This is a genomic window from Streptomyces alkaliphilus (assembly GCF_014141535.1).
Lineage (GTDB): Bacteria > Actinomycetota > Actinomycetes > Streptomycetales > Streptomycetaceae > Streptomyces > Streptomyces alkaliphilus.
This window is the reverse complement of the sequence record NZ_VKHT01000042.1, coordinates 1-13477: the sequence shown is the minus strand read 5'-3', so window position 1 is coordinate 13477 and position 13477 is coordinate 1. Positions and strand designations below refer to the sequence as shown.

Genomic DNA, 13477 nt, shown 5'->3' with positions numbered 1-13477 from the left:
CCCCCCGGTTGACCGCCTGCCGGATCCGCCCGGGACCCACCCGACGGCACTGTCGGTGGCGGACGGTAACGTAACGGAATCACGGGGGCGCACCGCGCGGAATGCCCCCTGCCGATCGCGCGGGGCGATCGGATTCCGGAGCCCACCATGGGCCGTGCGTCACGCAGGGGGAGAACATGACATCCGCCCACCCCACAGGCGGAGAAACGGGTGCCGGCACGCCCGGTGCCACCGACGCCGTCGAACCCGACGGGCCGGAGGGAAGCCCGCCGCCGACCGGCTACCGCCTCATCACCCCTGCCGAGTGGTATCGCATCCCGCTGGAGTCCGAGGAGCGTCGCGAGCGTTCGGTGCGGGCCCTGGTCGACCGCACCCACCCCAACCGGGACGAGGCGGCCGGCCCTCGTCGCGAACTCCGAGACCTGCTCGACCACCTGACGACGCGTGCCGCGGCCGGGGGCGGGCTGGAGCTGCACCTCTCCACCCAGACCCTGTTGGGCGTCCCCCTGCCGGTGAGCCTGCTCGTCACCGTGGAGAGTCCCGACCCCGGTGAATCGCTCGAGATTTCCGCCGAGTTGCTGGCGCGGGGGCTGCGGCGGCGCCATCCGGAGGCCGAGGTCACCGTCGTCGCTCTCCCCGCCGGGGAGTCGGTCCGGGTGCGGCGGGAGGAGCTCCCGAAGGACGCGGAGGAACTCGGCTACCCGGCCGATCGCACCACGGTCGTCCTCACCCACTACCTCCCGGTCCCCGGCACCGGCGCCCACCTGCTGCTGACCTTCAGCACGCCGCTGATCGAACTGGCCGACCCCCTGCTGGAGATGTGCGACGCCATCGCCGCCTCCCTGCTCTGGCGGCGCGATGGCGATGGAGAGGCGATGGGGAAGCGGGGAGCCGATGAGTGACGACCACGACCTGAAGCTCTCCCTGCACGACCTGCGCAACCTCTCCCGGATGCTCGACATCGTGGCCGACGACTTCGAGGACGCGGAGGACCTGGCCTCCGATCGGAGCGAGCACGTGGGCCACGGCGGCCTGGCGGAGGCGCTGGAGGAGTTCGCGACCAACTGGTCCAACCGCCGCGAGGACATGGTGGAGGAGATCCGTATGGCCGCGCGGTTGGCGGAGGCGGCGGAGGAGTGCTTCGGGGGCCTGGACACGGCGCTCCGGGACGCGGTCGCGGGGGAGTGCTGAGATGACCACGGCGACGGTGACCGGGGCACGACCGCGCGATTGGGCTCCCCTCACGGAGAACGGCCGAGACCCGATCCCCGGGGATTGGGAGGAGGTCAAGGCCACCATGGAGTCCCTGCGTGCCACCGCCCGGATGATCAAACGGTGCCGTGACCTCCTGACCACCGTGGAGGAGGACTCCGAGAGCTGGAAGGGGGAGTCCGGCACCGCCTTCCGCGAGCACACCACCGGGCTGGGCGACCGGGTGCACAAGGCCCATGGCCGCTACGAGGTGGCCGCCGAGGCCCTCGACGACTACTGGCCCGTGCTCCGGGACGCCCAGGAGGAGAGCCTGGAGCTGCGGAAGGCCGCCATCGAGGCGCAGGAGGAGGCTGCCGAGTACGCCGCGAAGGCGGAGGCGGCGGAGGACCCCGACTCGGATTTCCACGACCGCCACGACGAGTTCACCGGGACCGCCGAGGAGGCGCGCGGACGGATCGCCTCGCTGCGGGGTCGGCTCGCCGACCTGATCCGGGAGCGGGACGCCGCCGCCGCCGATGCCGCCGAGGCCATCCGCGACTTCATCGGCAAGGACGACGTCCGCAACCGCTTCTGGGACGGCAAGTGGGAAGCCATCCAGGACATCCTGGGCAAAGTCGGGGAGTGGGCGGGATTCATCGGAGCGATCGCCGGTATTGCCGCCTTGTTCCTGGGATGGATTCCTGTATTCGGCCAGATTCTCGGTGCGGTGGCCCTGATCGGGACGGCCATCTCGATGCTGGGGAACATAGTGAATGGGAATTGGTCGGGGGCGGCTCTTGATCTGCTGGGTATCCTCACGGTGGGCATTGGAAGAGCGGCGGGCACAATGGTGAAGGCCACAGGGGCGGGGGCCAAGGTACGGGTTTTCAGTCAGGTTCGTTTGGCTCGCGGCATCGGAAATCGGGCGGCCAGAAAGAAAAAAGCTCAAGAGATCCTCGGTGATACGCACAGCAATCTAAAGAAGCAAGCTGCCGAGTTTGATCATTCAGTGAGCGTCTCGGGATTTCTCAAGAACTCCATCTCTGAAATCAGGAAAGAGGTCACGGACATCTGGAAGAACCCACACCTGAAAGTTCCCCCTGATGCTCTTCAAGTCCTGAGGAAGCCAAAATTTTCTGATCCCCATGGTGTGATTAATTCATTTCAAGCAGTCAAGGGGAATTTTGATGCGGTGGGAGATCTGACAGGGGTCGGGAAGGCGGGCGGATACACAGGGCAAGGGGATCATTTGTTGGCTGTCGCCAATTATCGCCAAATTGGAGTGGAGTTCGGGTTGGGTGGAGGGATTGCGGCGAATACTATTCATGCATTCAATCCCTGATGTCACCTTGCCTTTCTTTCGGGGGGTCAACATGTCCACGTGTGCATCCAGGTTGAACGCCGAGGAAAGCGAGTTTTACGAATGGAGAAAAGGTAAGAAGTCTTTTATTCGGTGTAACGGTAGGGAAATCCTTATCTCGACTGGCAGTAAGAAACATTCATTTCCCATGGGGGTAAATGGGGTTTCTTCTGCGGTCCATGTGGTAGGCGGGGACCGCGAGAGGGGAGGGAAAAAACACTTTTCCCCTCCCCTCGGTTACTCTGCTACTGGGTGCATCCACTTGTGTGATGGGCAAGGTGAGGGGGTCTGTTGTCTGCCGGTGATGCCCTGGGAGCCAGCAGGAAAAGAGAAGAAAACCTTCAGGAAGAACGGCGTATTTCTTCTTTGGTCAGCCGCAGAAGATTCCAGAGAATTGCTTGACGGTTCCTCTCTTGGGAATTTTTTGCAAAATGCGGGGATTCCTGTGTCTACTCAGGGTTCCGAGCCGCCGCACAGTAAAGATTGGCTTGGTGTCTATGAGCCGAAAAAATCTGCGGTAAAGTTGTTTTTGGCTCTTTTCTTCGCCATGCTTGTTATTCCCCTGGCCACTCTCGTTGGTCTCGTCATGAAGCTCTTCAGGGTGCCCCCGGGGGGTGAAGGAGGGGTGGGGATTGACACAATCATTCATGGTTCAATTTTTCTCTCCTTCACCCTTCCCTTTTTTCTTATCTTTCTCGGGTTGCTCTGGAATACGGAAAGAAGGGGGGCTAAAGTTTCACTTTTCCCGGCTCCGAAGAATGCCGTAAACAGGGCATTTATTCGAAGATCAGTTCTCTACCTGGATGGGGCGGGCAACCTGGTGTTGCAAAATGCGGAGAACAAGAAGAGGAGAATGAGGTCGCCTTCGGACTCGGGTAGCGGAGTAACGGATTTTTGGATTCTGAAGCATCAAGGTAAGCCGTGGTGCGTCCTTCTGGTCGACTGCAATGGAACAATTCAAGCAGAACTTCCCTGGATTTCATGGTTTTCGGGTGACCCGGCTCTTGTGGGGTTGAGAAAATTCGCGAACGAGCTGGGGGTTTTCATTTCAGTCAAAGAGTGCAAGCCCCTTCCGGGGCAAGATGAGGATCTTTTGGCCAGCAGGAGAACCCACTCCTACTGGATTTCCGAATCCTCTTCTATTTCTCTTTTTAATTTTTTCATTCCTTCGATTTGGGTTCTTCTCTATCTTGCCTTTCCTCCCACGGGAACCCATCTACAATGGCTGGCATTCGCCGGAATCATTGTGGCCGCCTTGATGATGCTTTTTCGAATCACGTATCAGCTCTTTTGGCTGCGGGGCATGGTGACGGTGCCGCCGGTGTCGGAGGTGGAGTACCGGTGGGAGCGCAAACAGAGGGAACGGGAGCCGGAGGTCGACCATGGGTGAGTCCGAGTGGGAGGGTGGCTTCGATCTGCCCGACGACACGTGGGTGTTGCTGAACGTTCGTGACGACGGGGCTCCCGCCCGGGCGGCCCTGGCGGTGGCCGAGCGGGACGGTGAGAACGCCACCCTGTACGCCGAGGCGCTGCTCCCCGAGTTGGAGTCGCTGCACGCCGCCGGGCGGCGGCAGGGCGCAGCACCCTTCGCCGTGTGGGTACCGGAGACACCGAGGCAGGCCGACCCGCTGATTCCCCTCGTCGCCTACGTCGTACGGCAGGAGAGCCCGGACCTCGGCCGCACGGTGGAGGCCGTGGCGGCGGTGTGCCGCGAGCCCCACCCGACCCGCCTGGGTGAGATCGACATCCGTGAGGTGGAGCTGCCGCTGGGACCGGCCTGTCGGGTGCGGGAGATGACTCTCGCCGCCGAGACGGACGACGGTCGGTACACGGTCGCCGAGCACGTCACCTTCTATGTCCTCGCCGAGCCCTGGCCGGAGGGCATCCTTCAGTTCAGCGTCACCTGGACCATTCCCGGCCTCGGGGACGCCTTCGCGGAGGAAGCCGACGCCATGGCCCACACCCTGTGGATGGCGCGGCGGGAGTCCGACGCGATCGCCGGCTGAGATCCCGGGTCGTTGAGGGGCCGCTCCGGGGAGCGGTGCGGAGCATCGTGCGACCTCGTGTGGCCGACCCGGCGGGGTCGTACCGGCTGCCGGGGCCCGACGGTCCTCGCAGCGGACACCGACGACCCGAAAGAGCCCCGACCTCGAGCGGTTCACCGGATGGGAGTCCTCCCCCTCCCCCCGGGGGAAGGGCATGGATAGTGTGTGCGAAATCCAGGGGCTCCCGTTGCCGATCGAGGGGCCTCGCCGATCGGTGTCGTCCGCACGGGGAGCACGCATGGAGCCGAACCGGACGGCGGATCCCGGGGAAACCGACGCCGTGGCACACGACGCCACGGTCGTACCGGCTCCCGGGGGGTACCGCCTCGTCACGCCCACGGACTGGTTCCGCATCCCTTTGACCGATGAGGGCCGACGTGACCGGTCGGTCCGTGCCCTGGTCGACCGCACCTGTCCGGATCGGGACGGGGACGCTTTGCGTCGACGGGAGTTGACGGAGTTCATCGGGGACCTCGCACGGCGGGGAGCCGAACAGGACGGCGTCGAGCTGTACCTCTCCACCCAGACCGTGCTGGACGTGCCGGTCCCCGCTTCCCTGCTCATCTCGCTGGAGATCGACGACCGGCCCCGACCCCTGCCGATGCCGCACGACCTCCTGGCGGCGGGGCTCCGTGAGAAGTATTCCGGGGCGGACGTCTCGATCGTCGGTCTTCCGGCGGGGACGGCCGTGCGCTGTCGACGCGAGGACAGGTCGGGGCGGATCCAGGAAGTGGGGGCCGACCCGGCCCGCCCGGGCACCCTACTGGAGTACTTCGTCCAGGTGCCGGACACAGGCGTACACCTGGTGCTCACCTTCAACACGCCGGTGGCGGAACTGGCGGACGCCCTGGTGGAGATGTTCGACGCCATCGCCCGCTCGCTTCGGTGGAACCGGGGAACCTGAGTCTCCCGTCACCGACGGGGAGCATCGGGAATCGCCTTCCGTCACGAGGACATTCGGAGGACACATGGGGGACGGGGACCCCGACCTGTTGGTGAAGTTCGACAGGGTTCGGGAGTTGGGGAGGAAGCTGCGGTTCGTCGCCACCGAGTTCGAGAACTCGGAGTCCATCGCCTCCGACTACGCGGAGGAGGCCGGCCACGACGGGCTCGCGCACGAACTGGAGCAGTTCGCCGAGAACTGGTCCAAGAAACGCCGTCAGGTCATCGACGCGGTGGGGTCCTTCGCCGACATCGTCGACTCCGCGGAGGAGGCGTTCGGCGGCCTCGACACCGAGCTCCACAAGGCATTGACGGGGGAGATCTGATGGGGAGCGTGCGTCCGCGCGACTGGGAACCCCTGACCGACGACGGCCGGGACCCGGTCCCCGGGGACTGGGAGGCGATCAAGGAGGCGGCGGCCCGGTACCGGCGCACCGCCACCATGATCGGCGAGTGCGGTGACCTGCTCGACGAACTCGGCGAGGACGGCGAGAGCTGGAAGGGCAAGGCCGGCGAGGCGGTGCGTGAGGAGGCCACCGACCTGGCCGCCAACATCCGGCGCGTCTGGGGCCGGTACAACGCCGCCGCCAACGCCCTGGCCGAGTACTGGCCGGAACTGGAGGAGGCTCAGGAGGAGAGCCTCGAACTGCGTCGAACGGCCCGGTCCGCGCAGGGCACGATCGGCTACTACGCGCCGAAGGCCGAGGCGGCCGAGGACGAGGACGCCGAGGATCACGACCGCCTGGACCACTACGAGGAGCGCCTCGAAGAGGCGCGGGAGGAACTCGCCGCCGCCCGCGCCCGCCTGGGGGAGGTGGTCTCGGACGTCAACCGGGCGGCGGAGAAGGCCGCCGAGGCCATCGGTGACTTCATCGGCGGCGACCAGGTCAAGGACCACTGGACCGACGGTTTCAAGAACGCCCTGACCTCGCTGAAGAACGCGTTGATCGTGCTGGGGGAGATCGCGGGGTGGGTGGCCGCGATCGCGGGCATCGCCGCCCTGCTGGTCGGGTGGATTCCCGTCATCGGCCAGGCACTGGCGGCGGTGCTCGGTGTGATCGCCCTGGTGGCCACGCTCTTCTCCCTGTTGGGGAACATCCTCAAGGGGAACTGGGCGGGGGTGGCCCTCGACGTGGTGGGCCTGCTGACCTTCGGCATCGGCCGGGCGGTGGGCTCGGGCCTCAAGGCGGCCGGCGCCTCCTCCAAGTGGACCGCCTTCCGCAGCCTCCGGGCCCAGTTGCAGTTCGGCAATCGAACGGCGCGAGTCACCCGGGCGGAGAGCATCATGGGCGCTCCCATGAACCGCCTTCGCCACGCGGCGGGGAACACCGCCTCCCCGCCCTCGGGGGTGTCCGGATGGGCCCGGGAGGCGTTCGGCGGACTGGGAACCGAGTTCCGTCAGGGGGTGTCCACGATCTTCAGCCGGCAGAGTTACGCGAACGTGTTCTCCGGGGCCGACACCCATGGGCTCCGAGCCCGGCTGCACCAGGTATTCGCGAATCCGAACGCGGCTGCCGACGCCTCGGTGCTCGCAGGCGCGAGGGCGGCGGGAGCCGACGCCGGTTCGGCCTTCACGAACATGAGCAACGCCCAACTCGGGGCCCAGGCCACCGGGGCGGGCGGCCTGGGGGTCACGGCGGCCACCCAACTCGACTCGCTCTCCGTCGCCGCGAGCCAGATGGGACCGCTCTCCATCACCGACAATCCCGTGATCGGCGATGTCGTCCCCACCGGGGACTTCACATACACCTCGCGGGAGGCGGAAAAGTCGGACGTGTGTGTCCCATGAGAAGAGCGTCAGCCGTGAGGCCGGCGGCACCGGGTGAGGGGCGGGTCGTGCTCCGTGCGGGCCAGCGACCGCTGGTGCGGTGGCGAGATCTGCGCCGCGCCCGGGTGGAGGTGGTGAACGGGCGCCTGTGCGTCGACACGCGTGGGCGCAGGCGTTCCTGGCCACTGGGTCCGGAGGGGGTGGCGTCCGCCACTATTTCACCCAAGGCGTGCGAGACCTCCGCCCGGGTCGGAGAGCTTTTTTCCGGGTGCGTCCATCTGTGTGATGTCTCGGGGCGGGTTCTGGCATGTCTTCTTCTGTCCGACTGGGTGCCGAACGGAGCGGGGGCCGTCCCGGTAAACCTGGCCGGGACGGGGGACACCGGGTTCGCTTACTCGCAGAACCCCGAATTCCCTGACCTCACCGGAATGCAGGGCTTCATGGATCACCATCGCATTCCGTGGCGCTTGGTGGGGAAGCAGCCTGTTGTTCCATCCAGAAGTGTGGTGCTGTGGGCCGGTTCGAGGAGGCCGGGGTCGGATCGCCTCGTCGTCGTATCGTTGGCGACTTTTGTGCTCTCCCTTGCCGCGGTTCTGATACTCATGGCTGTCACGAGGCCTCGGCGGGGTGTTTTCGGGCCGGAGCGGGAAGCGGCCCTGTGGATCTACGTCGGATCCTTTCTTTTGGTTCTGACTCTTGTGGTCGGACGTGCTGTATGGCTCACCATCCTTGGGTGGGGGCCTTTGATGTTCTCCCGGGGGAAGAGCCTGACCGGAGGAAGAGGCCTGCTTCGTCCCACTCCTGGTGTGCCGGTCAGTCGTGCTTTTCTCCGACGTGCCCGGGTGATGTGGGACGGAGAGGACCTGTGGCAGCAGACAGCTGTTTTTATGCGGCGTCGGGCGCGAGGGCCGGTTGACCCGGTGCTCGGGGTTGGGCGTGCTCTTATCCTTAAAAGCGGGGGAAGGTATCGTGGGGTCGCTTTTGTTGACGAGCGAGATGCGGTCCTGATTTTCCTTCCGTGGTCCACATGGTTCGCCGGTGATCCTTCGTTGAGAGGACTGCGGAAATTCTGCGACGCGCTCGGGATAAATATCGCAAAGCTCGAACATCGCACTCCGCCGGGTTCGGTGAGTGGGCCCGATGATCCAGATGCCCGTCGTCGGCGCTCGGCCGACTATACGGGGGCCGACCCGGAAAGTGCGGACGGGCTGGGAATTTCGGCAATCGGACGTCCGCATGTTTTGGCATTCATGGTGGCGCCGTTGCCCTTCGTTGTTCTGTGGGCTTTGGGACATGCTGCGACCCTTCAATTGGCGGTAATGGTCATTGCGGCGGGCTCGGTCGCCGGCGTCATCGGGTTGCGAGGGCTGCTGCGTTACATTTGGTGGGGGCAAATGATTCAGGTGGAAGCTGGGCAGCCGGTGGACGAGCGGGCCGCAAGGCAAAACAAGGGAAAGAAAACGACATGAGCGGTTGGGTCGCCGGGTTCGACCTCCCGGATGAGCAGTGGATGATGTTGCGGGTCAAGAATCCGAATGAAGCGAAGGCGGCGGCCAGGGCCGTGGCCGAGCGAGGCGGTGAGGAGGATGAGGAATACGCCCGACTCCTGTTGCCTGAATTCAGGGAGATTTGTGAGCAGGCGGTGAGGCTCGGTGCGGCACCGATGGCGGTGATGGTTCCCACGATTCCGTTGGACCGCCGTCCATTGATTCCGGTCACCGCCTATGTGGCGCCCCAGTTGCCCCCGGAGGCCGGGCGCACGATGGAAGCCCTCATGGACGTGCTCGGGGTGACGCATCCCTATCACAGCAGGCCTCCCGAAATCACGGAGGTGGAGTTGCCGCTGGGCCCGGCCTGCCGCCTGCGGGAAGTGGTCTTCTCCGGAGAGGGACCGGACGGACGTCCGATACTCCGTGAACAGATCAGCTGGTTCGTCTTCCCCGAGCAGCTTCCGGATCAGTTGCTGGAGTTCACGGTCTCCTGGCCGGACCTCGCCTCGGGGCCGGTGGTGGAGGAGATGGCCGAGCGGATGGCCGCGAGTCTCGGTCTGCGCGAGGCGACCTGAGAGCGGGCCGACCCGGGGAAGCGCCTCGTCCGCTCCCTCCCCGGAGCGCGGGATCCGGAACGAACCCCGTTCGTCTCCCGTGCCGGTGACGAATCGGCAGGTCGGCGTCATGTTCGGCGCTTCCCACCACTCCTTCGCACATACATCGGGACGAAATGTGTGCCGAAGCCCCGAATCGGGGCAGGCGAGGGGCGGGGGAAGCCGAAGGGATGACGACATGACCGATTGGACGGCCGGCTTCGAGCTGCCGGACGAGCAGTGGGTGTTCCTCGACGCGCGCGCGGTGGACGGACCGGAGGAGGCCGCCCGCCGAATCGCCGAACGGGGCGGGGATTTGGACCACGCCTACGCCGCCTCGGTCCTGCCCGAGCTGCGGGTGCTGTGCGAGCAGGCCGGGCAGTTGGGCGCGGGGCCCGTCGCGGCCCTGGTGCCGATGGTGCCGCGCGTGACCCGTCCGCTGGTCCCGGCGACCGCCCGGGTGGTGCCGCAACTGCCGCCGGAGGCCGGGCGGACCACGGCGGCGATCGCCGAGGTCGTGGGCGCGCAGCAGCCCTATCATTACCTTCCGCCGGAGGTGACGGAGGTCGCGCTGCCGCTGGGGCCCGGATGTCGGACCTACGAGGTGGTCTTCGACGGCGAGGGCACGGACGGACGGCCCGCGTTGCGCGAGAGCATCAGCTGGTTCGTCCTGCCGGACCACTACCCCGAGGGCGTGCTCGAGTTCACCGTCACCTGGCCGGGCGAGGCGGCCGGACCGGAGATGCTGGAGATCGCGGCGGGCATGGCCTCGACGCTGGCTCTCCGTCCCGCCGGGGCCCTGGCCTGACGAACCGATCCCGGTCCCCGGCCGCCGGGAGAAGGTGAAAAAGGTGAAAGGGGCCGGGAGCGCCCGCGCGGCGGTGACCCGGCCGAAGGAGCCCAAGAGGCCGGAGAGGACGCACATGACAACGGGCCCGGAGACGGTGGAGTTCGACGAGACGCAGATCGGCCGGGGGCTCAAGCCGGTGGCCCAGCACGGCCGCGTGGTCGTCGCGAACGGCGTGGTGGAGTTGTACGGGGACGGGGGCGAGCCGGTGGACCGGGCGCCGGCCGGCGCGGTGGTGGCCAAGCCGATGGCCGTGACCTTCGGCCAGAACCTCGCGCTGACGATGAACGGCACCCGGTGGAACGTCTCACCCGGCTGGGGCCGGCACGTGGGACGGCCCTCGGCCATGTGGGCGATGTTCGGCATCCGCCGGCAGGTGAAGGCGCTGCACGCCGCCATCGAGGCGCACGCCGGCCGCACCCCGGCCGGCTGATCGACGGGGCGCGCGGGCGCCGTCGGATCACCGCCGACGCCCCCGCGCACCCCCACACCGCACCGCGTCCGTGGGAGAACGCCCCGGAAGCCCCGGAAGCCCCCGGAAGCCCCGGAAGCCCCCGGAGCGGACGCGCCGGCCGGCCGGGGGAACGGTTCAGGCGTTGGGCGCCACGTCGGTGCCGGCACCCCGTCGACGCACCGTCACCAGGTCCGTGCGCGGTTCGGTCCGGTGCTCGGGCAGGGTCTCGGTCCCGGCCCCCTCCACCTCGAACCCGGCGTCCGCGATCATCTCCAGGTCCGCCTTCCCGGCCTGCCCCTCGCTGGTGAGGTAGTCGCCCAGGAAGATGGAGTTGGCCACGTGCAGGGCCAGCGGCTGGAGGCCGCGCAGGTGTACCTCGCGTCCACCGGCCAGCCGTACCTCCGCGTCCGGGCACACGAAGCGCACCATGGCCAGGATGCGCAGCGCCCGCAGCGGCGTCAGCTCCCACCGTTCGGCCAGCGGTGTGCCCTCGAAGGGGATGAGGAAGTTCACCGGTACGGAGTCCGGGTCCAGGGCGCGCAGCTCCAGGGCGACGTCCACCAGGTCCGCGTCGCTCTCGCCCATGCCGGCGATGAGTCCGGAGCAGGCGGACAGCCCGGCGCCCCGGGCCATGCCCACGGTCTCCTTGCGGTCCTCGTAGCCGTGGGTGGTGCAGATCTCCCCGTACATCTCCTCGGAGGTGTTGAGGTTGTGGTTGTAGGCGTCGGCGCCGGCCTCCCGCAGCCGCTCGGCCTGACCGGGGGAGAGCAGCCCGAGGCAGGCGCAGACCTCGACCTCCGGATGCTCCTCCTTGATGGCCTCCACGGTGCCGGAGACCCGGTCGATGTCGCGGTCGGTGGGGCCGCGTCCGCTGGCGACCAGGCAGACCCGCTTGGCGCCGCCCGATACGCCCGCGCCGGCCGCCCGGGCGGCCTCCTCGGGCTTGAGCCAGGTGTATTTGAGGATCTCCGCCTTCGAGCCGAGCCGCTGGGAGCAGTACCCGCAGTCCTCGGGGCAGAGCCCGGACTTGAGGTTCACCAGGTAGTTCAGCTTGACCCGGCGACCGAACCACCGGCGGCGCACCCGGCCCGCCGCCGCGACGAGGTCGAGGGTGTCCGCGTCATCGAGCGCGAGGACGGCCAGCGCCTCCTCGCGGGTCGCCGACTCGCCCCGGCGACCCTTCGTGACCAGGGTCTCCAGCAGGACGTGCGGGTCGGTGTGCGCGGGGGCGGTGCCGCCGTCGGTGGGGGCGTGGTTCTCCGGATGCATGGACACGATCCTGTCCCGGGGCGGGCGTCCGGCGGAAGACCGCCCGGGGGTGATCCCGACGACCCGGGGCGGGGCGTACGGGGATGTCCCGCCCCGGGGCCGGTCCTCAGGTCAGCCAGCGCTCGGGACGGGCGGTGCGCCGCCCCAGACGGGACCGGTCCGCCTGCGCGGTCAACTCGGCGACGGCCCGCTCGGAGTCCTGCAACCGGGCGACGACGGTGCCGTTGGCGCCGTGCTCCACATGGATGTCGGTCAGGCGCAGGCGGTGCATCCACGGTCCCCGGGTGATGCGCGTGCTCTGCACCTTGGCGTGCGGCACCAGCGTGTGGGTTCGGCTGAGCCGGCCCCTGCGGGCGACGAAGACGGTGTCGGTCACCCCGTGCCCGTACCCCTTGTGCCAGATCGGGACGGCCCAGCGGGCGCGGGCGGGGGACGGCCGCACGGAGCCGATCGCGGCGTCGATGTCCGTGTCGGGGAGGATGCGGCCGATCAGCGCCGCGCACATCGCCCGGTCGGCCACCGGCACCAGCAGTCCGGCCTCGTGTCCCCCGCCGGCGACCTCCAGTTCCACCCGGGCCCAGCCGCGCCGCCGCCACAGCAGGGGCTCCACGATGCGCACCGACTGCACCCGCCCCGGCGGCACGGTGGCGTGGTCGCGCTGGAGGAGGCCGTGGTCCAACCGCAGGCCGTCGGCGGACTCGGCCACGGTCCAGCCGTACTGGGTGAGGAAGGCGCCGACGGTGCTGCGCCAGATGGTCGCGAGGATCGGCACGGCGACCATGATGGTGATGAAGACGCTGGTCGTGCCCCACCACATGAAGGGGATGAGGAACGCCAGCGGCAGCAGCATGCCCCAGCCGGTGCCCAGCAGGGCGAGCGCCGTGGCGAGGGTGCGGCCGTCCACCCGGTACAGCTCGGTGGCGGGTGCCTCACCGGCCTCCGGGGCCGCCTCGGGGGAGATGCCGGCGGCGCGGGCCAGCAGTTCGGCGCGCAGCTTGCGGGCCTCGGCCTCGCCGAGGAAGGCCAGTTCGTCGTTGTCGCCGGAGCCGACGACATCCATCTTCAGCTTCGCCACACCGAGGGCACGGGCCAGCAGGGGGCGGGTCACGTCGATGGACTGGATGCGGTCGAGCCGCAGGTGGGCGCTGCGTCGGAAGAGCAGGCCCGTGCGGATGCGCAGCTCGGTGTCGGTGACGAGATAGCGGGTGACCCGCCAGGACAGCCAGCCGTAGAGGGCGGCCATCGCCAGTACGGTGCCCAGGATGACCAGCACCCAGGCGACGCCGAGCTCGGCGGCGGCACGCATCCGCTGGGGGTCCTGGAGGAGCAGGGCGCCCAGGCCGGCCAGCGGGGCCCAGGCGCGCCGCCACGGGGTGACGGGGTGCAGGCGTTTTCCCAGCCCGGGTGGGATGCCGCCGGGCTCGGTGGTCCGCGCCTCGACCTCGACGGCGGAGGCGAGGGGGAGGTCGGGCCCGGGCGCCCGTGCCGCGTCCGCCACCGGGCGCGCGGGGTCGGGGT

14 protein-coding genes are annotated in these 13477 nt (G+C 68.0%); 12 read left to right on the top strand and 2 right to left on the bottom strand.

Annotated features, from left to right (window positions below; translation table 11 throughout):
- Positions 1-176 precede the first annotated feature (176 nt).
- The 12 genes from FNQ90_RS03085 (at position 177) to FNQ90_RS03030 (ending at position 10669) form a co-directional block, all read left to right on the top strand.
- Complete coding sequence (locus FNQ90_RS03085) at positions 177-902, top strand: hypothetical protein (RefSeq protein ID WP_182604840.1); 726 nt, start codon at positions 177-179, stop codon at positions 900-902.
- Entirely contained in the window at positions 895-1191 is a 297-nt protein-coding gene (locus tag FNQ90_RS03080) for a hypothetical protein (protein ID WP_182604839.1), read from the top strand. Before FNQ90_RS03085 ends, FNQ90_RS03080 begins: the two co-directional genes overlap by 8 nt.
- A 1-nt stretch (position 1192) precedes the next feature.
- On the top strand, positions 1193-2533 hold the full coding sequence (locus tag FNQ90_RS03075; RefSeq protein ID WP_182604838.1) for a putative T7SS-secreted protein: 1341 nt from the start codon (positions 1193-1195) through the stop codon (positions 2531-2533).
- Complete coding sequence (locus FNQ90_RS03070) at positions 2490-3941, top strand: hypothetical protein (RefSeq protein WP_182604837.1); 1452 nt, start codon at positions 2490-2492, stop codon at positions 3939-3941. The genes FNQ90_RS03075 and FNQ90_RS03070 overlap by 44 nt, the downstream gene beginning before the upstream one ends.
- Positions 3934-4557 (top strand): hypothetical protein, encoded by a 624-nt coding sequence (locus FNQ90_RS03065; RefSeq protein ID WP_182604836.1) that lies wholly within the window; start codon positions 3934-3936, stop codon positions 4555-4557. The genes FNQ90_RS03070 and FNQ90_RS03065 overlap by 8 nt, the downstream gene beginning before the upstream one ends.
- A gap of 277 nt (positions 4558-4834) precedes the next feature.
- Entirely contained in the window at positions 4835-5500 is a 666-nt protein-coding gene (locus FNQ90_RS03060; RefSeq protein WP_182604835.1) for a hypothetical protein, read from the top strand.
- A gap of 64 nt (positions 5501-5564) precedes the next feature.
- Positions 5565-5864 carry a hypothetical protein gene (locus FNQ90_RS03055; RefSeq protein WP_182604834.1) on the top strand — a complete coding sequence of 100 codons (300 nt, stop codon included), beginning with the start codon at positions 5565-5567 and terminating at the stop codon, positions 5862-5864.
- Positions 5864-7327, top strand: coding sequence for a WXG100 family type VII secretion target (locus tag FNQ90_RS03050; protein WP_182604833.1), 1464 nt, complete (start codon positions 5864-5866; stop codon positions 7325-7327). The genes FNQ90_RS03055 and FNQ90_RS03050 overlap by 1 nt, the downstream gene beginning before the upstream one ends.
- A gap of 1028 nt (positions 7328-8355) precedes the next feature.
- A complete protein-coding gene (locus FNQ90_RS03045) occupies positions 8356-8775 on the top strand; it encodes a hypothetical protein (RefSeq protein WP_182604832.1) in 420 nt (139 codons plus the stop codon).
- Complete coding sequence (locus FNQ90_RS03040; protein WP_182604831.1) at positions 8772-9371, top strand: hypothetical protein; 600 nt, start codon at positions 8772-8774, stop codon at positions 9369-9371. The genes FNQ90_RS03045 and FNQ90_RS03040 overlap by 4 nt, the downstream gene beginning before the upstream one ends.
- 217 nt (positions 9372-9588) lie before the next feature.
- Positions 9589-10197: a hypothetical protein gene (locus FNQ90_RS03035; RefSeq protein WP_182604830.1), complete on the top strand. Its 609-nt coding sequence runs from the start codon at positions 9589-9591 to the stop codon at positions 10195-10197.
- Between the two features lie 115 nt (positions 10198-10312).
- Positions 10313-10669 carry a hypothetical protein gene (locus FNQ90_RS03030; RefSeq protein WP_182604829.1) on the top strand — a complete coding sequence of 119 codons (357 nt, stop codon included), beginning with the start codon at positions 10313-10315 and terminating at the stop codon, positions 10667-10669.
- Between the two features lie 156 nt (positions 10670-10825).
- Here the strand turns inward: FNQ90_RS03030 and bioB are convergent, their stop codons facing one another.
- A complete protein-coding gene (gene bioB, locus FNQ90_RS03025; RefSeq protein ID WP_323379752.1) occupies positions 10826-11965 on the bottom strand; it encodes a biotin synthase BioB in 1140 nt (379 codons plus the stop codon).
- Positions 11966-12065: 100 nt separating this feature from the next.
- A partial coding sequence (locus tag FNQ90_RS03020) for a PH domain-containing protein (protein ID WP_323379751.1) occupies positions 12066-13477 on the bottom strand: 1412 nt, incomplete at its 5' end.